The organism is Yimella sp. RIT 621, assembly GCF_004146205.1.
Classification (GTDB): domain Bacteria; phylum Actinomycetota; class Actinomycetes; order Actinomycetales; family Dermatophilaceae; genus Yimella; species Yimella lutea.
On record NZ_SEIP01000002.1, the window covers coordinates 231355 to 252812 of the forward strand.

Here is a 21458-nt window from a genome sequence, read left to right on the forward strand (position 1 = left end):
CGGCAGACGCCGGGAGTGTCTACTGACCGGCGGCGGGCCGACGATATTGATCCCGGGACGTCAGCAGGAATTCGGCTGAGTCTCGGAGGTGTTCGGGCAAGCGGTCGGCACCGATCACGGCGGCGACCGAGGGCGTCGCGCCTCGCCCTCCGATGGCCATCGGCCAGCGTTGCGAGAGCCGACGCAGGGCTCCTGCACGGGCCTCGAAGACGGTGCGCCGGGTGCCCGACATGATGATGAGGTCGGGGTCGAGTCGTTCGCATGCTCCGTAGAGGTCCTTCAGCGGGGTGTTGCTGCCGAGGTAACGCACCCGCCATCCGGCATCGGACATCAGGACGCCGAGCGCGAGCAGCGGGATGTCATGCAACTCCTTGGGCGGGCAGGCCAGCACCGCGATGGGAGCGTCCGCGTCGTCCACCAGCCTGGCCAGCGAGCCGACCCTTCGACGAACGATATGGCTGACGAAGTGTTCCTGCGCGACGCTGATCCGACCCGCTTCCCATTCCGTGCCCACCTGCTGCAGGTGCGGCATCAGAATGTCGTGAATGGTATCGGCGACACCGAACTCGTCGATAGCGCGGTCGAGCACCGAAACGAACGTGAACTCGTCGAATTCACCTGCAGCAGACTCGAGTTCGCGGCGCAATCGCAACCCCTGCTCCGCGCTCGCCGAGCGAATCGGTCGGCCCTGGGTGAGTGCGGAAACGGCGGTTGAAATCGGCACGCCCTTCTCCCGCAAGGCGAGCACCCGGCGTGCGAGGTCGAGGTCGGCCTCGGAGTACAGGCGGTATCCTCCGGGCGTGCGCTCGGGCTCGAACAGCCCGTACCGGCGCTCCCATACGCGCAGTACATCGCGCGAGACGCCGACGAGTTCGGCGAGGCGCCCGATGCGGATGCTAGCTTGATTGGCCACCGGCTCAACCTAACCTCTTGCGTGCGACAGCAGTGCGAAACCTTGGACAAAGCTTTGACATCTTGATCACACGGCGGTCAGTCTGATAAATCCACGACCAAGGAGACTCGATGGCCACTCAGACCGGTACTCGGCCGGCTGCTTGTCATTGGCGGGACACCGCGGCCGCCGACCGGACCCTTTCGGCGATGCTCGGGGATGGGCGCAGCAGGGCCGCTTTGAGCAGTCCGGACCACACGCGTCTGTGGAATGCACTCGAGGACGCGAGCATCGGAGGAAAGCGATTCCGGCCGGCTCTCGTCCGTGCCGCTCACGACACGTTCGACGGCACCGAGCACGAGGCTGTCGCACAGGTCGGTGCGGCGATCGAATTACTGCACACCGCCTTCGTCATCCAGGACGACGTCATCGACGGGGATGACATCCGTCGCGGGCGTCCGAACGTCAGTGGCACCTTCCGCACCTGGGCTCGAGAGCACGGCGCGGACGAGGACGCAGCCGCCGAACTCGCCCTCACCGCGGGGATTCTCGCCGGAGACCTGGCCATGGCCACGGCGTTGCGCGCGATCGCCACCTGCGGCGTCTCCCCCGCCGTCACGAACCGTCTGCTCGACCTGTTCGACACTGCGCTGCAGATCACGACCGCGGGCGAACTGGCCGACGTCCGCCTCTCGCTCGGACTGGAACCGGCATCCACCGACGCCAGCCTGGCGATGGCAGAACACAAGACGAGCGCCTACTCCTTCTCCCTTCCGTTGCAGGCGGGCGCGCTGCTCGCAGGTGCCGGACCCGACATCGTGCAGGAGTGCGATGTCGTCGGACGCCACCTCGGCGTCGCCTTCCAGCTCGCCGACGACCTGCTGGGTGTGTTCGGCAATCCGGATCTGACCCGTAAGAGCACGACCTGCGATCTGCGCACCCGCAAGCAGACCCCGCTGCTGAGCCACGCACGTTCCACCGACGAGTGGGACGAGATCGACAGTCATCTCGGACGCGACCTCGGCGACGCCGAGCTGGCAGAAGTGCGCCGATTGCTGACCCGAAACGGCTCCCGAGAGTTCGCGACCGGGCTGATGCACGAGCACCTGCGCCTCGCGCAGGCGCACATCACGGCGCTCTGCCTGCCCACGGAACTGCCGTCGATCATCACCGACAGCCTCACCCTGCTGCTCGACGACAGCGAAGCGGCATGAGGAGTGTTCACGGCACGAACGAGCTCTACGACTCGGTGGCCCGGGCCGGTGCCGACCTGGTGATCCGCCGGTATTCCAGCTCGTTCGGGATGGCATCCCGGCTACTGCGTGAGCCGGTGCGCGGCCACGTCCGCAACGTGTACGCACTGGTCCGGATCGCCGACGAGATCGTCGACAACCCGGATGCGGACCTGGGCAGCACCGAGCGCTCGGCCATGCTGGACGCGCTCCTCGCCGACGTCCGCCAGTCCCTGGTCACCGGCTACAGCGCAAACCTCATTGTGCACGCCTTCGCGCTGACCGCTCGGGCCTGCGACATCGGCGATGACCTCATCGACCCCTTCTTCGCATCGATGGCGCGTGACCTCGACCCCGCACCGCACACTCCCGAAAGCATCGACCGTTATGTCTACGGGTCGGCGGAGGTCGTCGGGTTGATGTGCCTACGGGTCTTCCTGGCGACCGAGACGGACCGGTCCGCGCGGTACGACGAACTGGCGCCGGGAGCGCGACGGCTCGGCGCCGCGTTCCAGAACATCAACTTCCTGCGCGACCTCGCCCAGGACACGGATACCCTCGACCGTGGCTACTTCCCCGGGGTCGACCCCGACAACTTCACCGACGCCGATCGCGACCGCATCCTGAACGACATCGACGCCGACCTCGCGGCCGCCCAGAACGCCATCGACCACCTCCCCCCGTCCAGCCGACGAGCCGTCCAGGCCGCACACGACACGTTCGCCGAACTCGGCGTCCGTCTACGCGCCACGCCGGCCGAGCAGATCCGACGCGAACGGGTTCGTGTGCCCGGACACGTCAAGCTGCGCATCGCCGGCAATGCCGTTCGTCAGGACCTGCGATGACGGCGGGTACCGGTTCGCGACGGGTCGTGGTCATCGGTGGTGGGATCGCCGGTCTGGCCACTGCGGGTCTGCTCGCGGCCCAGGGCCACGACGTCGATCTGTTGGAGAAGAACGACGTACTGGGCGGCCGCGTCGGCAGCCTGGAGCGGGACGGTTTCCGGTTCGACACCGGCGCGTCCTGGTACCTGATGCCCGAAGTGTTCGAGCACTTCTTCGAGCTTCTCGGCACCACCGTCGAGAACGAACTCGACCTGGTCCGGCTCGACCCGAGCTATCGAGTGTTCTTCCAGGATCACCCCGAGTCCGTCGACGTCCGTCCGGACCGCGATGTCAACCGGGCCGTCTTCGAGTCGCTGGAGCCGGGCGCGGGCAAGAGCCTGGACGCTTACCTGTCGTCGGCGCAGGACACGTACGACATGGCGATGCGCCGCTTCCTCTACTCCAACTTCGATTCGACGGCGTCGTTCTTCGGCACCGACGTCATGCGGCGCAGTCCGAAACTGTCCCGGTTGCTGACCCAGTCGCTCGAAGGGTTCGTCGCGGACCGCTTCAGCGACAACCGAATTCGTCAGATCCTGGGATACCCGGCGGTCTTCCTCGGTTCTTCACCGGATCGCACACCGAGCATGTACCACCTGATGAGCCGGCTCGACATCGCCGGATCGGTGCTCTACCCACAGGGTGGTTTCACCGAACTCATCCGCGTGATCGCGGCGCTTGCCGAGAAGCACGGGGCCCGGTTGCACACAGGCTCGGCTGTCACCCGGATTCTGACCGACGGGTCCGCCAAGCCCACCGTGACCGGCGTCGAGCACCTCAGCGCGGATGGCGCAGCGTCCGTGATCGAGGCCGACGTCGTCGTAGGTGCGACCGATCTGCACCACCTGGAGACCACCCTGCTCCCCGAGAAGCAGCAGACCCACCCGGAGAAGGCGTGGACCAAGCGCTCACCCGGGCCCGGTGCGGTGCTCGCCCTCCTCGGTGTGGAAGGTGAGATGCCGCAGCTGCCACATCACTCCTTGTTCTTCACCGCGGACTGGAAACAGAATTTCGGCGACATCTTCGGCAAAGCTGCGCGCGTGCCCGAACCCGCGTCCATTTATGTCTGCAAGCCGTCGGCGACCGACCTGAGCGTGGCCCCCGAGGGGCACGAGAACCTGTTCGTGCTGATTCCTGTCCCTGCTGACACCGAGATCGGCCACGGCGGCCCGGACGGCACCGGCGACGAGCAGGTCGAGCGAGCCGTCGATGCGGCCATCGACCAAATTACGCATTGGGCGGACGTACCCGATCTGCGGGAGCGAATCCTGGTGCGGCACACCATCGGTCCCGCCGACTTCGCCGACGACTACAACGCCTGGCGCGGCGGCGCGCTCGGTCTGGAGCACACGCTGCGCCAGAGCGCCTTCCTGCGCCCGTCGAACGTGTCGTCGAAAGTGGACGGGCTCTACTACGCGGGTGCCAGCACGGTGCCGGGCGTCGGACTACCGATGTGCCTGATCAGCGCCGAACTCGTGCTCAAGCGCCTCACCGGCGATCGGTCCAGTTCCCCGACCCTGGTGGACGGTCGATGAGTCTCGAACGCTTCGCCTACCTGGCGATGCTGGTCTTCTGCGTGGGCGCGACGCTGCCGTTGATCCCCGCGTTCGGGCTGGAGCTGGGCCGCAGATGGCGCCGGCTGCTGCTCACCGTGGTCCTCGCCGGAACTCCGTTCCTGATCTGGGACGTGCTGGTGACCCACGCCGGACACTGGTGGTTCGACGCCGATCAGACCCTGCCCTGGCGTATCGGCGGTCTGCCACCGGAGGAGATCCTCTTCTTCGTCGTAATCCCCATCGTCAGCGTCATCACCTTCGAAGGAGTCCGAACAGTCCTGCGCCACGGCGGTATTCGCGCAACGGTCCGACGCGACCCGGTCGACGGACGGGAACGCTGATGGCGTACACCGTCCTGGCCGTCCTCGGTGTCGTGGCGAGCATCGCTGTCGACCGCTGGGGTCTGCGCACCCGGTTGACCACGTCCCGCACGTGGTGGTTGTCGTACGCGATCATCGTGTTCTTCCAGATCCTGACCAACGGTTGGCTGACCGGCCGCCGCATCGTGCAGTACAACCCTGACGTCATCATCGGCGACTCCGAGGTCGTGGCGTTCGGACGTGGACGCCTTCTTTTCGCACCTGTCGAGGACCTCGCCTTCGGATTCGCGTTGGTGCTCACCAGTTGCGCGGTGTGGGTCTGGTCGGGACGCCGGGAGAAGGCATCGGCATGAACCTCGCTGCCCGGCTGCAAGCGCTGCAACCGGCCGATATCGGTGTGCCAGGGCCGAGTACTGCCGACATGGCGCGCGCCTTCCGGTCCGTCCGTCGTGACCCGCTCACTTTCCTGACCGAGGTGACCGAACGTTTCGGCGACACCGTCGCCTTCCCCGTGCCCGGTGCACCGGCCGTGTTGCTGAACGACCCCGCTCACGTTCGCCAGGTGCTGCAGACCTCGGCTCGCAACTGGGGCAAGCAGACCGTGCAGTACGCCGCGCTGGCCCGGGTGACCGGGCCCGGCCTGCTTGCCTGCGCCGAACCGAACTGGATCGAGCACCGACGCCTGGCCGCGCCGGCTTTCCACCGCCGGCGTCTGGAGGCAGTCGGCGAGCAGGTGCGTGACGCCGCACGCACCGTCCTCGCCGATCAAACCCCTACTGCCCACTCGGGGTCCGTCGTCGACGTCAGTCCGCTGATGCATCGCATCGGCCTGGACGCAGTCGGCCGTGCCCTCTTCTGCAGCGACCTCACCGCCAGCACCGAACGCCTCCTCGACGCATCCAGTGGCGCGGCCGAGTTCATCGTCCGCCTCGGTCGATCGGTGCTGCCGACCGCGCAGTGGGCGCCGACCCGCACGAACCTCCGATTGCGTTCGGTGCGGAGGGAACTCGACGCGGTGGCTACCGACATCATCGCCGCTCGACGCCGGACCGCCGCGCCTTCGACGCCTGACTTTCACGGCGACGATCTGCTCGGTCTGCTCATCGACAGCGAGCTCACCGACGTCGAGATCAGGGACGAACTGATCACGATGGTGATCGCGGGTCACGAGACCGTCGCCGCCGCGCTCAGCTGGACGCTCATGTTGCTGGCCGAGCACACCGAGATTCAGGATCGGATGCGCGCCGAACTCGGCGCGCTCGGTTCGCCGGTTTCCATGTTGACCCCCCGCGAGCAACTGCCGATCACCCGTGCGGCCATCGACGAGGCTCTGCGCTTGTACCCGCCTGCCTGGGCGATCTCCCGGCGTTCACTCGCTGCCGAGCGGGTCGGTGACGTCGACCTCCCGGCAGGCACATTGGCGATCATCAGCCCGTGGCTGTTGCACCGACGAGGCGAATCCTGGCCCGAGCCAACGCAATTCCGACCGGAGCGATTCATACAGGGCGTTCCGACATCGGGCTACATCCCGTTCGGACAGGGTCCGCGGCTGTGTATCGGACGTGACTTCGCGCTCGGCGAGATGCTCGTGGTGATCGGCGAACTGTTGTCGTCCTATCGGCTCGACACGCCTCCGGGCTGGACGCGGCCGGACCCCGAGACGCTCGTTGCTGTGCATCCGCGCGGCGGGATGCCCCTGCGACTGACTCCTGCGGATCACCATGCTTGAGGTGCTGTACGCGGTGGTGCTCGTCGCCGCCGTGCTCGCCGGCTACGTGTTGTTGCTCCGGTTCCGCGTCGTCGCTGCGAGCGGAAGCGCCGCCGGTGACGTGTGCGCGATCATTCCGGCTCGCAACGAGCAGAACTCCTTGCCGGCCTTACTCGAATCCTTGGACCGGTCGACCGTCCCGGTGCGCGTGCTCGTCATCGACGACGCATCGACGGATGCGACGGTCGCCCTCGCCCGCGAGGCCGGCGTCGAGGTGATCTCGCCCGGCACCCCTGCGCCGGGGTGGACCGGCAAGGCGTGGGCCTGTCACGTCGGAGCCAACTCCACCGACGCGGAACTACTGCTGTTCCTGGACGCCGACACGGTGCTCGCGTCCGGCGCCCTCGGCGGCATCGTCGACCTGCATCGAAGGTTCGGCGGCCTGATCTCCGTGCAGCCGTACCACCGTGTGCAGCGCACTTATGAGCAACTGTCGGCATACTTCAACGCCGTCGCGGTGATGGCCAGCGGTGTGTTCGCGTCCGGAGTCGGACGACGTCCGATGGCCTTCGGCCCCTGTCTGCTCACCTCCCGAGACGACTACGAGCGCGCGGGCGGGCACGCAGCGGTGCGTGGGGAGATCCTGGACGACGTCGAACTGGCAGCCGCCTACGAAAAGGCCGGGCTGTCGGTGTACTGCGTTGCCGGTGGTTCGCAGATCCGAATGCGCAGCTATCCCGCCGGGATTCGACAGCTGGTCGCCGGATGGACCAAGAACATGGCGTCCGGTGCAGCCGCCACTGATCCGCGGGCCGGCCTTGCCACCGGGCTGTGGATCTGCGCCCACCACCTCGTCGCCGTGAACACACTGCTCGCCATGTGGACGGCTGACGAGGCTCTTGACGCAGGCATATGGCTGCTCGCGTGGGTGGTGTTCGCGCTCCAACTCCGGGTCATTCTGCGCCGTGTCGGGTCCTTCTGCTGGTGGACCTGGGCACTGTTCCCGCTGCCCCTCCTGACCTTCGACCTGTTGTTCGCAATCTCCACCGTGAACACCCTGCGTGGCTCGGTGCGCTGGCGCGGGCGGACCGTGCGGTTGGGGGCGTGATGCTCGACTACGTCATGCCGCAGGGCTGGACCGTGTTGGCCGACGTCGCCGCCTGGGGTGTCATCCATGCGGCGACGGGATACGCAGCCCACCGACTCACCCCGCAGTGGCTCGCCCGAGATCACCGGCTGTTGCGCCCGCTCGCCTTCGAGCAGGGCGGACGCTGGTACCGCCGCCGGCTGCGGATCAACCGGTGGAAGGACGCTCTGCCGGAGGCCGGCGCACTGTTCGCAGGCGGGGTCAGCAAACGCGAGCTGCCCGCTCTCGACAAATCCGGTCTGGAACTGTTCGTCCGCGAGACCCGCCGTGCCGAACTCGGCCACTGGTGGGCGATGCTCGCCGGCCCGGTGTTCATGCTGTGGAACCCGCCCGCGATCGCTGCCGTGCTCATCGGGTACGGGATTGCGATCAACCTGCCGTTCATAGCGATTCAGCGATACAACCGCTTCCGCACTGAGCCACTCCTGCGGCGGGCGCGATGACGAATTCGACCGTGACCCCGACGGCCGAGCGAAAGGTCGAACCAACGCGGCACGGGCCCATTGCCCAGTTGCTGATCGCGCTGTCGCCGCTGTCCCTCATCCTGATCGGGTATGCGCTTACCCACTGGATCACTGCGCCGCTGCTCGACGACCCGACCCACGCCACCAACCGCATCGGCATCGGCCTGCAGGTTTCCGGCCCCGCGGACGTCGACCGCAGCTTTTTCGCAGCGGTGCCGACCGTCTGGCTGCAGGAGCACTTCGCGACGGGGGAACCGCACTGGTACGACGCCGTCGCGTCGGTCATCTATGTGACCCACTTCATGGGTATCCCGTTGGTGACGGCGGTGGCGTGGTTCCGCATCCGCGCCCGGTTCACGCGCTGGATCGGCGCCGTCCTGGCCTTCAGCACCCTCGGCATGGCCGGGTACGTGCTCTACCCGGCCGCGCCGCCGTGGTGGGCGTCGGACCGCGGTGAGATCGGACCGGTCGTTCGCACCTCGGCCAGCGGCTGGGACTACCTGCATCTGCGACCGATCGGGCAGCTGCTCGAACGTCTGCAGGACGGCAGCAACCCGGTAGCGGCGATGCCGTCGCTTCACGCCGGAGCCGCGCTGCTGGTGGCGCTGTTCCTCGCGCCCCACGTCGGACGACGCGGACGCGTCCTGCTCGGTACCTACGTCGTGGGAATGGCAGTGACGCTCGTGCTCACCGCAGAGCATTACGTCATCGATGTGCTTGTCGGTTGGCTGGTCGCCGTCGTCGCGATCGCGGTGAGCCGGAAGCTGCGTCCGTCCAGCACCTCAGCACCTTCGCCGAGCCCGGCACCGAACGCACCAGTACTCCGTATCCCGAGTTCAGGAGGCAGCAGATGACTGCACAGACCATTGAAGAAGTCGTCCTGCTGGACGAGCACGGCAACGCCGTCGGCACCTGTCCCAAGAGCGAGGTGCACAACGAATCGACACCCCTGCACCTTGCGTTCTCCTGCTACGTCATCGATGAGTCCGGACGCGTGCTGGTGACCAAACGGGCGCTGCGCAAGGAGACCTGGCCCGGTGCGTGGACGAACAGTTGCTGCGGCCACCCTGCTCCTGGCGAGTCGGTCGAGGACGCCGTCCGGCGCCGCACCCGCCAGGAACTCGGCATCGAACTCACCGATCTCCGCCCGGCTCTGCCGGATTTCCGGTATCGCGCGGTGATGGACAACGGAATCGTCGAGAACGAGGTCTGTCCGGTCTATGTCGCCGTTTGCACCGAGCCGGACGACCTGAGCCCCGACCCGGCTGAGGTCGCCGCGATCGAGTGGCACGACTGGGCCGCGTTCCGTTCACAGGTGCTCTCCGGCGAACGCGACGTGAGTCCGTGGTGCGCGTTGCAGGTGGCCGAACTTCCGGAAGAACTCGCTGATTGAGGCCCAGGTCGGGGTCGTGATGTGGTGGCCTACGGCGGAGTTGGTGGCCATGGGCGCAGGTCGAAGTCCGTCAAGGACCACCAACTCACCCGGCGGCCACCAACTTGAGCCGAGACCGTCGTTGGGGTGTCCCTGGATGTGACTCCCGCTCCTTCCGGCACCTGACGTGCAGCGCTCGGCGGGTACCGATCATCGACCCATGGCGTGAGAGTCAGGCGAGCTGGTAGCCCGCCTCGTCGACAGCAGCCGCGATGTCGGCGTCCGCGATCGGGGCGTCACTGGTGATCGTGACGGGCGAATCACCGCCGGCGACGAGGTCGATCTGCACGTCCTGCACACCGTCGATCGACGTGAGTTCTTCCGTGACCGCACCCACGCAGTGGCCGCAGGTCATGCCCGAGACGGTGATCTTCTTGGTTTCCATTGGAATTCTCCTTCGTCAGCTCTTCACGAGGCGTGCGATGGCGTCGGACGCCTCCCGTACCTTGGCCTGGGCGGCCTCGTCCGATTCACGGGCAGCGTCGACGACGCAGTGTCCGATGTGGTCCTCCAGCAACCCGAGGCTGACTGCCTGCAGCGCCTTGGTGATCGCGCTGACCTGAGTGAGGACATCGATGCAATAGGTGTCGTCCTCGACCATGCGCTGGATGCCGCGCACCTGACCTTCGATCCGGCGCAGCCGCTTGAGGTAGTCGTCCTTGGTCCCGGTGTAACCAACCATGCAGTCACTATACCCCTCCGGGGTATTTCGACGGTGGGCCGAGAACGACGAACCCCGCCTCATCGGGAGACGGGGTTCGTGGTTGATCAGATCTCGACGCGTCCGCCGGGTGTGTCGAACGTGACCGACAGGACGCAGGGCGTGCCGTGCGGCGCGACGAACTCGAAGTCGATGTCGGGCTCCCACTCGTCGCGGTCGACGCCCGGCTCACCGAGCAGACCGAGCCACTCACGCACGCGGTCGGGCGAACCGGCGATGGTCATTGCCCTCAGGTCGGCAGCGGTGTCGCCGATCTCGGACGGGTGCGGCGCGTTGCCGTCCCACGCGATGAAGAACGGCACCTGAGCATCGGACATCAGACCCTTGACACCCAACTGTGTCCAGGTGACCTCGGTGCCGTCCGGACGGTGCCGGTTGCCGGGCGCAGCGGTGCGACCGACGAGCTTCTCGGCAGCCCCCATGTCGGCAACCTCGACGACCCAGCCCAGCCAGCCGCCACCCTGCTCGGAACGGGCGCGGACGGCCTGGCCGAACGGTGCCTTGTCGGACGCCGGGTGGTCGAGCACCTCGACGACCTCGATGAAACGCCGGTTCGCCAACGGGATGATCACGTTGCGCGTTCCGAAGCGGGGGTGAACCCCGCTGTCGCCGGGTTCGACACCCAGCGCCTCCCCCAGACGCTTCGCCGTGGGGATCAAGCCCTCGGCCTCAGCGGCATAAACCACATGGTCGACTCGCATGCCATAGATCGTGCCACTGCGATCAGTCCGGAACGTAATCGGGGTCACCTCCACGGGGGCCTCCCCTGGTCGGACCACTCGCAGGTGAGGGCGCTCAGCGTCGGGCACGTTGACGCACCGCCTCGTACAGCACGATCGCGGCGGACGTCGAGACGTTGAGCGAGTTGGCGCGACCCACCATCGGGATCCTGATCCGCGCGTCCGCCCGCTCCAGCACTTCGTCGCTCAGGCCGTACTTCTCGGTGCCGACCGCGATGGCGACCGGTCCGGTGAGGTCGGCGTCGGTATGCAGAAGCTCGGTGTCGGGCGTTGCGGCGAGCAGGTGAATACCGTTGCGATGCAGATAGTTCAGAGCTTCATCCGTGGAAGCGGAGGCGACCGGCACCGAGAACACCGTGCCCTTCGAGCCGCGCACCACGTTGGGGTTGCCCCAGTCGGTCACTGGGTCGGCAGCGATGACCGCGTCGACACCGGCGGCGTCCGCAGTGCGCAACATCGCACCCAGGTTGCCCGGCTTCTCCACTCCCTCGGCAACGAGCACCAATGGGTCGGCCGGCAGGTCCAACTGGTCCAGCCCGTGTCGGACGGACGGAGCCACAGCGAGGAAGCCGTCCGCGCCTTCGCGATACGCGACTTTCTCGAACGCCTGCCGCGCCAGCCGCACCACCTCGACCCCGTTGTCGCGTTCCTCGTCCACCACCTGCTGCTGCACGTCGGCGTCGAGCATCAGCTCCGGGCAGAAGTACAACGTGCGTAACCGGACGCCGGCTTCGAGCGCGAGCACGAGTTCGTCGTACCCCTCGAGCAGGGTCAGGCCGAGTTCTTCACGAGTTCGCCTGCGCCGTAGTGAGATCAGCTGCTTCAGGCGTGGGTTCGCCGCGGACGTGATGGTCAACTCAGCCATGACTCGCCTCGGAATCGCTCACAGCGACTCCAGCACCTGCGCGAGACCGTCTTCCTCGACGGTACCGGTCACCTCGTTCGCGACAGCCTTCACGTCGTCCGGCGCCTGACCCATCGCCACACCACGCCCGGCCCAGGTGAGCATCTCCAGGTCGTTGCGATGGTCGCCCACCGCGACGGTGTCGGCAAGGTCGATCTCCAGGTGCTTGCGGATCTTCTCCAACGCGAACGCCTTGCTGACACCCTCGGGGTTGATGTCGAGCCAAGCGGTGTAGCCGACGCCGTAGTTCACGCCGTGCAGTCCGAGGCCCTCGGCGAGCTCGACGAACTGCTCGGCGGTGCCGCTCGGTGAGCGGAAGGTGATTCGGGTGGTCGGCTGTGCGAGTTCCTCCCAGGGCACGACGCGCACCTCGCCGACGAGTTCGCCGTCCGGGAAGTGGTCACTGACCAGGTAACCCTCGCCGATGACCTCGATGGCGACGAGTCCGTCCGGCCATGCACCTTTCAACCGGTCGAGCACCGGACGCGGATCGAAGGTGATGCTGTCGATCAGCCGGTAACCGTGCGGTTCCTGTGGGTCGATCTGCGCCGTCACTGCACCGTTGGAGCAGACGAGGTAACCCGCCTCCAGACCGAGCAGTTCGACGATCGGCATCGTGCCGGTGACCGAGCGACCGGTCGCGATGACCACCTCGTGCCCGGCGGCGATCGTCTCGGACACCGCCTTACGGACGCGGTCGGACGCGTGACCGTCGTAGTGGATCGTGGTGCCGTCGATGTCGAGACCGATCAGGAGTTTCGTCACGTCGTCACTGTACGAGCACGACCCTGCGTGCATGGCGAAGGGCGGGGCGCCGACCGGCACCCCGCCCTTCCGCAAACGTTCGTCGGCTACTTCTTCAACGCCGAGACCAGTCCCACCGCGATGGTGGCCAGTCCGAGCAGCAGAGCCATCCACAGGCCCCAACCGGTGCTGATGTCGACCTGCGCACCGCTGGTTGCGGTGTCCTTGAGTTTGTCCATGTCCTCCTTGACCTCACTCCAGTCGAGCAACGCCAAGATCGTCGCGATGGCGCCGAGCGCAGCGGCGACGATGCCGCCGATGCGACCTCCCTTACCGAGCCCGCGCAGCACACCCATCGCCGCAATACCGATGCCCATCAACAGGATCGGCAGACCGAACGGGTCACGACCTTCCTGATCGGACTCGTCCGGCTTGTCGGCGCCGGGCGGGAGGCCCTCGTAGGACTCGCTGCCGAAGCCGTTGATCGAGTAGCTCATGTCGAGGTTGTAGCCGGAAGTGTTCATCTTCACGTTGGCGCTGGCCCACGTGCCGAAGGTGACCAGCGCGAGCAGCAGACCGAGAGCGAGCAACGCCCAACCCAACGTCTTGCCCAGACCGCTCGGACGGGTCGTGGTGGCGGAAGCACCGGAATAGCCGGGCTGGCCGTACCCGCCCTGCGGCTGGTTCCACTGACCCTGCGGCTGGTTACCGTACGGGCCGCCCTGCTGCGGGTGCTGCGGCTGTCCGTAGCCGGGACCACCCTGCGGGCCGCCGTACTGACCACCCTGCGGGCCGCCGTACTGACCACCCTGCGCAGGGCCGCCGTAGCCGGGTCCACCCTGCTGACCCTGGCCGTACCCCGGGCCACCCTGCTGCGGGTTTGCGTACTGACCGCCACCCTGCTGACCCTGGCCGTAGCCGGGGCCGCCCTGCTGCGGTTGTTGTCCGTAACCGCCCTGCTGAGGGTCGGACTGCCCGCCCTGCGGCGGCAACTTCGGCATGGCGTGAGTCGGCTGATCCCAGCCGCCTGCTCCCTGATTGTCGGACACGTCCAACTCCTCTTGATCCAAGCGCCGATGATGGGCACCGACGATTCCCCAGAGCGAGGTTAGTGCAGGACCGTCGCGCGGCGCTGGAACAAGTAGCGGTAGAAGCGCTCGACCTAGGCGATCGGCTTGAGGACGTCCGTGCCGACGAACGGCTGCAGCGCGGCCGGCACCCGCACCGAACCGTCCGCCTGCTGGTGGTTCTCCAGCAGGGCGACGATCGGACGCGTGTCGGTGAGCATCGTGCCGTTCAGCGTCGCCGCGACCTCCGGCTTGCCGTCGGCGCCGCGGTATCGGACACCGAGGCGGCGGGCCTGGTAGGTGGTGCAGTTCGAGGTCGAGGTGAGCTCGCGGTAGGTGTCCTGCGTGGGCACCCATGCCTCGCAGTCGAACTTGCGTGCGGCGGGCCCGCCCAGGTCGCCGGCGGCGACGTCGATGATCCGGTAGGGCACCTCGAGTCCGTCCAGCACCCGCTTCTCGATGCGCAGCAGGCGGTCGTGCTCGGCCTCGGCGTCCTCGGGCTTGCAGTAGATGAACATCTCCGTCTTGGTGAACTGGTGCACGCGGAAGATGCCGCGGGTGTCCTTGCCGTACGAACCGGCCTCGCGGCGGTAACAGGTGGACGTCGCCGAGTAACGCAGCGGACCATTGTTCAGATCGAGGATCTCGTCGGCGTGGTAGCCGGCGAGCGCCACCTCGGAGGTGCCGGTGAGGAACAGGTCGTCGGCTTCGAGCAGGTAGACCTCGTCGGCGTGGCTGTCGATGAACCCGGCGCCCGCCATCGTCCGGCGCAGCACGAGGTTGGGCACCATCAGCGGGGTGAGTCCCTCTTCGCGGGCGATCTGCTGGCAGTACGCCATCAGCGCCTGGGCGAGCACCGCGCCCTGACCCTTGAGGTAATAGAACCGCGAGCCCGACACCTTCGCGCCGCGCTCCATGTCGATGGCGCCCAGCTTCTCGCCGAGGGCGAGGTGGTCGAGCGGCTCGAAGTCGAAGGTCGGCTTGGTGCCGCGCTCCTCGATGGTGACGAAGTTCTCCTCCCCACCGGCGGGCACACCGTCGATGACGACATTGCCGACCTGACGCATCAGGGCGGTGAACGCATCACCCTCGGTGTCGGCGGCGGCGTCCAGTTCCTTGACCCGTGCGGCGAGGGTGGCGGCTTCGCCACGGACGCGGTCGGCCTCGGCCTCGAGTTCGCTGACGTCCTCGCCGGCCTTCTTCGCCTTGTTGAGGCGGCCCATCACCGCGCCGACCTCCTTGCTGACCGACTTCTGCTGCGCGCGCAGCTGCTCGAACTCACCGAGTGAGGATCGGCGCGCCTTGTCGGCGTCCAGGATCTTGTCGACGACGGACTCGTCCTCGCCACGGGCACGCTGGCTGGCTTTGACGGCGTCGGGGTTCTCGCGCAGCAACTTGATGTCGATCACGCGAGCCAGGCTAGTCGCTGAGCCAGACCCATTACCTCCCGGTTTACCGCAAGGCCGCATCGGCTGGCAGGCTTGGGCCCGCCATGAAGCGCGCTGCGATGGTCGTCAACCCGATCAAGATCAAGGACATGCGCCTGCTGCACCGCGAGGTGGAGCAGGTGATGCGTCGTCATGGCTGGGCGGCGCCCGTCTGGCACGAGACCACGATCGAGGATCCGGGGTTCGGTCAGACCCAACAGGCGATCTCCGACCAGGTCGATCTGGTCGTTGCCCTCGGCGGCGACGGGACGGTCCGGAACGTCTCGACCACGCTCCTCGGAAGTGGCATCCCGCTCGCGGTCCTTCCTGCCGGCACCGGAAACCTGCTCGCCCGCAACCTGGGCTTGCCGATCCGCAATCGCAAGGTCGCGCTGCGGGCAGCGCTCGCCGGCCGCGACCGGGCGATCGACACGCTGTTCGTGGAGATCGACACCACCGGGGACGGGGTCGCGGACGAGTCCGCGATCTGCACGGTGATGACCGGGTGCGGGCTGGACGCCGAGATCATGGCGTCGACGTCCGAACGCCTCAAGGCGCGAGCCGGCTGGCTCGCCTACCCGATCGCGGGACTGCGGCACATCAACGCCAGGCGCACGCCGATGCGAATCGCATTGGACGACAACGACTTCGAGGATGAGCGTCCACTGACAACCGTGCTGGTCGGCAATTGCGGACGCCTGACCGGTGGCGTTCGCCTGATGCCGGACGCCGAGCCCGACGACGGCGTCCTGGACGTCCTCGAACTGTCTGCCGAGCGCGCCTCATGGGCGCCGTTGATCACGCAGGTGCTGTCGGCCTCGACCCGGACCACGTCCCAGGTGCGGCACCGCACCGCGGAGTCGATCCGGATCGAGTGCGAGGAACCGACCCGCGTCGAGATCGATGGTGAGGTGCACGAGCACGCGCTCGCCGTCCGGATCTCGATCAAACCGAAGTCGCTCGTGGTACGGGTTCCTCGTTCGTCGAAACCCTCGTGACCCGCCTCTTCCGGTTCCACTCCGAGTTCGATCTGGACGCCGCGCCCGGCCGGGTCTTCGAGGCATTGCGCGACATCGACAGCTGGCCGCTGTGGTGGCCGCAGGTGCATTCGGTCGAACGCATCGACGACGTCAGCGGCCACGTCGCCATTCGCTCAGTACTACCGATCACGTTCCGAATCAAGCTGATTGCGCTGGTGGAAGATTCCACCAGTGGGACGCTCAAGGCCTCGCTTGAGGGCGACCTGACCGGTTGGACGCAGTTCGTCGTCTCCCCTGAAGCCGGACGAGCCCGACTGGTCTACGACCAGGAGGCCGTCGCCACCAAGCGGGGCTACGGTCTTGCAGCCAGCATCGGCGCACCGGTGCTGGTCCTCAACCATCGACTGATGATGCGCGCAGGCATGCGCGCTCTGGAACGACGAAGCGCCGGCACCCCGTGAGGTGCCGGCGTTGTTGAACATCGGTCAGTAGAAGAAGACCTTGCAGGTCTTGTCCACGTCGGCGTACGACCCGAGCTTCTTGTGGTCGAGTCGGATGTGCACCTCGGCCCCGCGGGCGTTCGTGCCGCGCGCGGACTCCATCGTGATCGTGTCCCACACACCTCGCGTGATGTAGTAGCCCCCCCACCGATTTCCGCCGACCCAGCTGTGCTGCATCATCACTGCGGACAGTCCGCGGAAGGTGTAGTTGCTGTTGGTCTTGTAGTAGATCGGCTTGATGACGACCTTGTCGCGCAGCTTGCCGTTGTATCGCGTCACCTTGTAGGACGCCATCACTGTGCCGCTACTGGTCTTGACCCGGCAGGTCTGGATGTCGTCGTCGACCGCCTGCGCTGCGGGTGAGGCGACGACGCCGATCCCCGCCGCCATTCCGGCTACCACCAGCGCTGCCGCTGCCCGCGTACGAACCGTGTTCTTCATGGTGTTTCTCCCTCTCGGGCCCCGCCGCGCGGGGCGTGTGAACCGGCAGTGCGACGTCGAACTGCGGTTCATGGTTCCCGGCACGTAAGCGAGCCTGCTTCGATCACCGGATACACCCACGGATTGGAACCGCTCATCGGCGATCTCGGCGTGCTGGACGAGCACGCACGCCCCGTCGTCTCCCGCGGACATCAGGCGCCGGGCGCTGCGGTGCTGCGGGAATGTGGTTCATCGGCTACACCCATCCGATCAGCGGCACCCCGCGGGAACTGCGCATCGACTCCGGACGCATCGCCCACGCGATGCGTCACCAGGCGGCGGAGCAGCGCGCGACCGCCTAGGCTGAAGGCGTCCCGACCGGCCCGAGCAAGGACTGATCCGATGCGCTCCGCACTCGTTCCCGCCACCTTGGCCGCAACCGCCCTGGCGACGGGACTGCTCGCCGGGTGCTCCGACGACTCGGGCGACGGCGCCGCCACGTCGGCCACCTCCGGGACGACCGGCGTCTCGGGCACCGGTTCGGCCCCTGCCGATCCTGGCTCGACGAACCAGACCTCCAGCGGCACCAGCGGTGCATCCTCGTCCCCCGAATCCAGTTCTGCCCCAGGTACATCCGTATCGACTCCGACATCAGCGACCAGTAGCCCGGCCGGCTCTTCCACGACGTCGACGGTGGTGCCCCGGCCGAAGGACAACAGTCGTCCGACATCGATCGCTGCGACCCCCGGACAGGGTTGCGTGCCGACGAGGGTCGACGTCCCGAGCGTCGGGATCACCGAGCCGATCGTCGCCATGGGCACGAACTCCCAGGGCCAGATCTACCCGCCCGCCCGCACCACCATGTGGTACGACAAATCGCCGCAGCCCGGCGACAAGGGCGTTTCCGTCGTCGCCGGTCACGTGACGTACGACGGGCCGGACGACTTCTACGAACTCGACCGCGTCGCGATTGGCGCGTCCGTCTCGGTGAAGTGCAGCAACGGACGCACCCTGGTCTGGAAGGTCACCGAGCGGCAGTCGGTCAACAAGACCGCACTCACCAGGGACGCCCGCGTCTGGGGCTCCTCGCAAACCCCGGTCGTCGCGCTCATCACCTGCGACCGTGCGTCCAAGGTCGTCGACGGTCACCACTTGAACAACTACGTGGTCTGGGTTCGTCCGGCCTGACTTCGGGGTCGCTTCGTCTTCGTCCTGCCCCAGGGACCGAAGGCGCCTTCAACGGGCGCCCCGTAGGAGCAGGCGACCGCCACACCACGACCGGCTGCAGACGTCGCCTAGCTTTGCTCCATTCACGAGTCGGAGAAGTTGCTCGGCGAAACGCCGTCCGCACCCTGGCTCCCCGCCGGCAGCACCGCCGAGGTCCGTATCCGCACCCGGTCCCGCACGCTCACTTGCCGGTGATCGTGGTCGATGCGCAGGTGGAACCCGTGGTGGCGGGCACGTGGGTCACGCTCGATGTAGCGCGTCAGTCTCTGGACGCGCGCCATTGGTGGCCGATCGTCGAACAAGCGCTTCGTCCGGCTCGGTAGCCGCCGTCAACCGGCGTCCGCGGCCTGTGGACAACCAGCGCCGAAACAAGGGGCTGTGGATACCCGCCGGTAGGTGAATTTCGCTGTCGACGAACGAAATTCGTAACCGAGCCTCTTCCATTCATCTTCGAACACATGTACGATGAATGCATCAGGTAGAGCACTTCTGGGGAGGGGTGACCGGGTATGGCCATCGACGACATTCCACTGCCGCACGACCCGCTGGCCCAGGGCCCGATCGCGTTCGGGATGCGCGAGGCTGCGCCCAGTCGCCCCGGTGAGGCAGCCGGCTGCGTCGACACCGTGGCCGGTGCGCTGCCGGCCGTGCGGCGCCTGGCCGACATCAGTACGAACCTCACCGACGCCGAACTCACCGCGGCCGCACGCTCCGCGCTCGCGCACATGCAACAGACCGAGGCGCTTGTGGTCGCCCTGACGACCGATGCGATCGATCGCGGCCTGGTGGCCTCTTCCACGGCAGCCGACGCAGCGCAATGGATCGGCCGCCTGTCCCGCGGCGAATCGATCACCGCCGTCATGGGTGAGGCGGGCACAGGCGCGGCCGGCCCTCTCGTCCCGATCGGTCAGGAGCCGAGCGCGGCGACGGACGCCGATCCGAAGGAACCCCTCCAGGTCGTCGCCGGACTGGAGCCCGGACACTGCTCGCGCCTGGCGAAGCTTGCCCAAGCCTGTCGTGCACCCAAGAACGCACTGGTGCTGGACGCGATCATCAGCGGACGCACCAACACCGCCATCGCGGCGACCGCACTGCACGAGATCGGACCGGTCACCGCGATACTGCCGGGCGCCGATCGCGACGAGTTGTTGGGCGCGTTCCTCTGCCTGCCGCCCGGGTCCGGCGCGAAGGCAGTCCGTGAACTCACCCGCCGGATCGTCGCCCGCTTCGCTGACGACGACCAGCCTGATGCCAAGGAAGACGCTATGCAGCGGCACGAGTCGCTGTCGTGGTCCAACCTGCCGAACGGGTTGGTACGGCTCATCGCCGACCTCAGCCCCGACAACGCCGAGAAGGCGAAGCACGCGATCCAGGCGATGGCCGCCCCTTCGCCGGCCTCCGAGTGCTGCGACAACGTGCACCACAACCATCGGACGGACGAGGCCGACGGCGATGCTCACCACGACAGTTCGAAGAGCAAGGGCGAGCCCGATCTGCGCACCCCCGGGAAGCGCCGCGCCGATGCGTTCACCGAACTCATCCGTATTGCCGCGCAGGCGGTCGACAACGACGGTCAGACCAAGTCTGCCGGCACCGCGAGAATCGTGGTCACCATCAACTACGAACACCTCGCCGGAGTCCTGTCCGGCCTCGGTTACAGCCAAGGCGGAGTCGGGATGACGCCCGACACGGTCAGACAACTGGCCTGCGACGCCGAGATCATCCCGATGGTGCTCGGATCGAAGAGCCAACCGTTGAACGTCGGTCGAAAACGTCGACTGGTCGACAAGGAACTCCGCGCAGCAGTGATTCAACGAGATCGACACTGTACTCATCCGGGATGCACCAGACCGCCGGTCATGTGCGAGGTCCACCATGTGAAGTACTGGTGGCACGGCGGCGAGACCTCGCTGCTCAACTCGGCACTCATGTGCAGCACCCACCACCGCATCGTCCACCGCGACAATCTGACTGCGACCGTCACGGCCGAAGGTGTGACTTGGCATCCCGCCGGCGAAGGGGTGCAGCAATGGAGCGCCGGGGCAGCGTCCTAGCTGTCCAGCCGCAACATCTCGAACCACGTCTGCGATTCGCCGAACGCCTCGTCCGTCGCCGTCGGCACCACAGTTGCCGGACGCCGGTCGGCCCGCGGGTAGGAACCGAAGAAGCGCACCTTCGCCGCCACGCGGTGCAGCGACTTCAAGGTCTCCGCCACGCGAGCATCGTCCAGGTGACCCTCGAAGTCGATCGAGAAGCAGTACGAGCCCATCGCCACACCGGTCGGACGCGACTCCAAACGGGTCATGTTGATCCCACGGGCGGCGAACTGCTCGAGCAACGCCAGCAGACCACCGGCGTGGTCGTCGTGCTGGAAGAGCATCAGCGTCGTCTTGTCGGCCCCGGTCGAGGCCGGCAGCTTGCCCGGCCCCGACACCACGACGAAGCGGGTCACCGCGGACGCGTTGTCGCCGATTCCCTCGGCCAGCACCTCCAGCCCGAACGTCTCCGCAGCCATCCGGGCACAGACCGCAGCCTGATAGGGCACGTCATCGTCCGACGCGAGCGCCTCGGCCGCAGCTGCCGTGGAGAGGGTCGGAACGTACTGTGCCGCAGGGGTGTTGGTGCTCATCCACCCGCGCACCTGTGCCCAGGCGTGCGAGTGCGAACCCACCGCATCAATGGACTCCAGCGGCGTTCCGGGACGCGCTGCAAGGACGAACGTGATCGGTACGAGAACCTCGGCCCTGATGAACAGGTCCTCGCGGGCGTTGAGCGCGTCGAGCGTCGCAGAGACCCCGCCCTCGACCGAGTTCTCGATCGGGACGACACCGAAGTCGACCTCGCCCGACATCACGGCGTCCAGCACCGCGGGCACGGTCGAGAACGGCACCGAACGCTCCAACTCGGCTGCAGCGCCGTTGGATTCGAGGTACGAGGCAAGCGCGGCCTGGGTGAAGGTGCCGCGAGGTCCGAAGTATCCGTAGCTCATGTGATCCTCATTGGTACGGGTGCGGGTGCCGTTGCAAGTCGCAAGAATCGGCGTGCGTTCGTGCCCTTGGCCGCGCCCGGCGAAGGGCACCAACTCACGCCGAT

Annotated in this window: 25 protein-coding genes; 14 read left to right on the forward strand and 11 right to left on the reverse strand. The window is 67.1% G+C overall.

Annotated features, from left to right (window positions below):
- Positions 1-19: 19 nt before the first annotated feature.
- Positions 20-913, reverse strand: a complete 894-nt coding sequence (locus EU513_RS02950) for a MerR family transcriptional regulator (RefSeq protein WP_129624398.1) — start codon at positions 911-913, stop codon at positions 20-22.
- A 110-nt stretch (positions 914-1023) separates the two neighbouring features.
- Here EU513_RS02950 and EU513_RS02955 point away from each other — a divergent pair, with 110 nt between their 5' ends.
- Genes EU513_RS02955 through idi form a run of 10 tightly spaced genes read left to right on the forward strand, consistent with a single transcriptional unit; the run spans position 1024 to position 9596 of the window.
- Positions 1024-2106 (forward strand): polyprenyl synthetase family protein, encoded by a 1083-nt coding sequence (locus tag EU513_RS02955; protein WP_129624399.1) that lies wholly within the window; start codon positions 1024-1026, stop codon positions 2104-2106.
- The gene (locus tag EU513_RS02960) at positions 2103-2969 is read left to right on the forward strand and encodes a squalene/phytoene synthase family protein (RefSeq protein WP_129624400.1); all 867 of its coding nucleotides are present in this window, start codon (positions 2103-2105) and stop codon (positions 2967-2969) included. Before EU513_RS02955 ends, EU513_RS02960 begins: the two co-directional genes overlap by 4 nt.
- A complete protein-coding gene (crtI, locus tag EU513_RS02965) occupies positions 2966-4543 on the forward strand; it encodes a phytoene desaturase family protein (RefSeq protein WP_129624401.1) in 1578 nt (525 codons plus the stop codon). The genes EU513_RS02960 and crtI overlap by 4 nt, the downstream gene beginning before the upstream one ends.
- Positions 4540-4905 carry a lycopene cyclase domain-containing protein gene (locus EU513_RS02970; RefSeq protein WP_129624402.1) on the forward strand — a complete coding sequence of 122 codons (366 nt, stop codon included), beginning with the start codon at positions 4540-4542 and terminating at the stop codon, positions 4903-4905. The genes crtI and EU513_RS02970 overlap by 4 nt, the downstream gene beginning before the upstream one ends.
- Positions 4905-5237, forward strand: a complete 333-nt coding sequence (locus EU513_RS02975; RefSeq protein ID WP_129624403.1) for a lycopene cyclase domain-containing protein — start codon at positions 4905-4907, stop codon at positions 5235-5237. Before EU513_RS02970 ends, EU513_RS02975 begins: the two co-directional genes overlap by 1 nt.
- Entirely contained in the window at positions 5234-6613 is a 1380-nt protein-coding gene (locus EU513_RS02980) for a cytochrome P450 (protein WP_129624404.1), read from the forward strand. The genes EU513_RS02975 and EU513_RS02980 overlap by 4 nt, the downstream gene beginning before the upstream one ends.
- Positions 6606-7700, forward strand: a complete 1095-nt coding sequence (locus EU513_RS02985; protein ID WP_129624405.1) for a glycosyltransferase family 2 protein — start codon at positions 6606-6608, stop codon at positions 7698-7700. Before EU513_RS02980 ends, EU513_RS02985 begins: the two co-directional genes overlap by 8 nt.
- On the forward strand, positions 7700-8182 hold the full coding sequence (locus EU513_RS02990; RefSeq protein WP_240795905.1) for a hypothetical protein: 483 nt from the start codon (positions 7700-7702) through the stop codon (positions 8180-8182). The genes EU513_RS02985 and EU513_RS02990 overlap by 1 nt, the downstream gene beginning before the upstream one ends.
- Positions 8179-9057 carry a phosphatase PAP2 family protein gene (locus tag EU513_RS02995; protein ID WP_129624407.1) on the forward strand — a complete coding sequence of 293 codons (879 nt, stop codon included), beginning with the start codon at positions 8179-8181 and terminating at the stop codon, positions 9055-9057. Before EU513_RS02990 ends, EU513_RS02995 begins: the two co-directional genes overlap by 4 nt.
- Positions 9054-9596, forward strand: a complete 543-nt coding sequence (idi, locus tag EU513_RS03000) for an isopentenyl-diphosphate Delta-isomerase (RefSeq protein ID WP_129624408.1) — start codon at positions 9054-9056, stop codon at positions 9594-9596. Before EU513_RS02995 ends, idi begins: the two co-directional genes overlap by 4 nt.
- A 211-nt stretch (positions 9597-9807) precedes the next feature.
- Here the strand turns inward: idi and EU513_RS03005 are convergent, their stop codons facing one another.
- From EU513_RS03005 to serS, 7 genes are all read right to left on the reverse strand, one after another.
- Positions 9808-10020 carry a heavy-metal-associated domain-containing protein gene (locus EU513_RS03005; RefSeq protein ID WP_129624409.1) on the reverse strand — a complete coding sequence of 71 codons (213 nt, stop codon included), beginning with the start codon at positions 10018-10020 and terminating at the stop codon, positions 9808-9810.
- A gap of 15 nt (positions 10021-10035) precedes the next feature.
- Entirely contained in the window at positions 10036-10317 is a 282-nt protein-coding gene (locus EU513_RS03010; RefSeq protein WP_129624410.1) for a metal-sensitive transcriptional regulator, read from the reverse strand.
- An 86-nt stretch (positions 10318-10403) separates the two neighbouring features.
- Complete coding sequence (locus tag EU513_RS03015) at positions 10404-11057, reverse strand: VOC family protein (protein ID WP_129624411.1); 654 nt, start codon at positions 11055-11057, stop codon at positions 10404-10406.
- Between the two features lie 94 nt (positions 11058-11151).
- Positions 11152-11961 (reverse strand): RNA methyltransferase, encoded by an 810-nt coding sequence (locus tag EU513_RS03020; RefSeq protein WP_129624412.1) that lies wholly within the window; start codon positions 11959-11961, stop codon positions 11152-11154.
- A gap of 18 nt (positions 11962-11979) precedes the next feature.
- Positions 11980-12765, reverse strand: a complete 786-nt coding sequence (locus EU513_RS03025; RefSeq protein WP_240795894.1) for an HAD family hydrolase — start codon at positions 12763-12765, stop codon at positions 11980-11982.
- Between the two features lie 86 nt (positions 12766-12851).
- On the reverse strand, positions 12852-13793 hold the full coding sequence (locus EU513_RS03030; RefSeq protein ID WP_129624414.1) for a hypothetical protein: 942 nt from the start codon (positions 13791-13793) through the stop codon (positions 12852-12854).
- 113 nt (positions 13794-13906) lie between these two features.
- Positions 13907-15220, reverse strand: a complete 1314-nt coding sequence (gene serS, locus EU513_RS03035) for a serine--tRNA ligase (protein ID WP_129624415.1) — start codon at positions 15218-15220, stop codon at positions 13907-13909.
- Positions 15221-15303: 83 nt separating this feature from the next.
- Between serS and EU513_RS03040 the strand changes: the two genes are divergently transcribed.
- Together EU513_RS03040 and EU513_RS03045 are read left to right on the forward strand one after the other, a co-directional pair.
- Positions 15304-16236 carry a diacylglycerol kinase family protein gene (locus EU513_RS03040; RefSeq protein ID WP_129624416.1) on the forward strand — a complete coding sequence of 311 codons (933 nt, stop codon included), beginning with the start codon at positions 15304-15306 and terminating at the stop codon, positions 16234-16236.
- Positions 16233-16679, forward strand: coding sequence for an SRPBCC family protein (locus EU513_RS03045; RefSeq protein ID WP_129624417.1), 447 nt, complete (start codon positions 16233-16235; stop codon positions 16677-16679). Before EU513_RS03040 ends, EU513_RS03045 begins: the two co-directional genes overlap by 4 nt.
- A gap of 24 nt (positions 16680-16703) precedes the next feature.
- On the opposite strand, the gene EU513_RS03050 is transcribed toward EU513_RS03045, so the two are convergent.
- Positions 16704-17159, reverse strand: coding sequence for a hypothetical protein (locus tag EU513_RS03050; protein WP_129624418.1), 456 nt, complete (start codon positions 17157-17159; stop codon positions 16704-16706).
- A gap of 191 nt (positions 17160-17350) precedes the next feature.
- The gene (locus EU513_RS15700) at positions 17351-17953 is read right to left on the reverse strand and encodes a hypothetical protein (protein ID WP_168990116.1); all 603 of its coding nucleotides are present in this window, start codon (positions 17951-17953) and stop codon (positions 17351-17353) included.
- On the opposite strand from EU513_RS15700, the gene EU513_RS15705 reads away from it, so the two are divergent.
- Positions 17952-18326: a class F sortase gene (locus EU513_RS15705; protein ID WP_168990117.1), complete on the forward strand. Its 375-nt coding sequence runs from the start codon at positions 17952-17954 to the stop codon at positions 18324-18326. The genes EU513_RS15700 and EU513_RS15705 overlap by 2 nt on opposite strands.
- Before the next feature lie 548 nt (positions 18327-18874).
- Positions 18875-20419 (forward strand): HNH endonuclease signature motif containing protein, encoded by a 1545-nt coding sequence (locus EU513_RS03060; RefSeq protein WP_129624420.1) that lies wholly within the window; start codon positions 18875-18877, stop codon positions 20417-20419.
- Here EU513_RS03060 and pheA read toward each other — a convergent pair.
- Positions 20416-21354 carry a prephenate dehydratase gene (pheA, locus tag EU513_RS03065; protein WP_129624421.1) on the reverse strand — a complete coding sequence of 313 codons (939 nt, stop codon included), beginning with the start codon at positions 21352-21354 and terminating at the stop codon, positions 20416-20418. The two genes, EU513_RS03060 and pheA, sit on opposite strands and share 4 nt — an antisense overlap.
- Positions 21355-21458 lie beyond the last annotated feature (104 nt).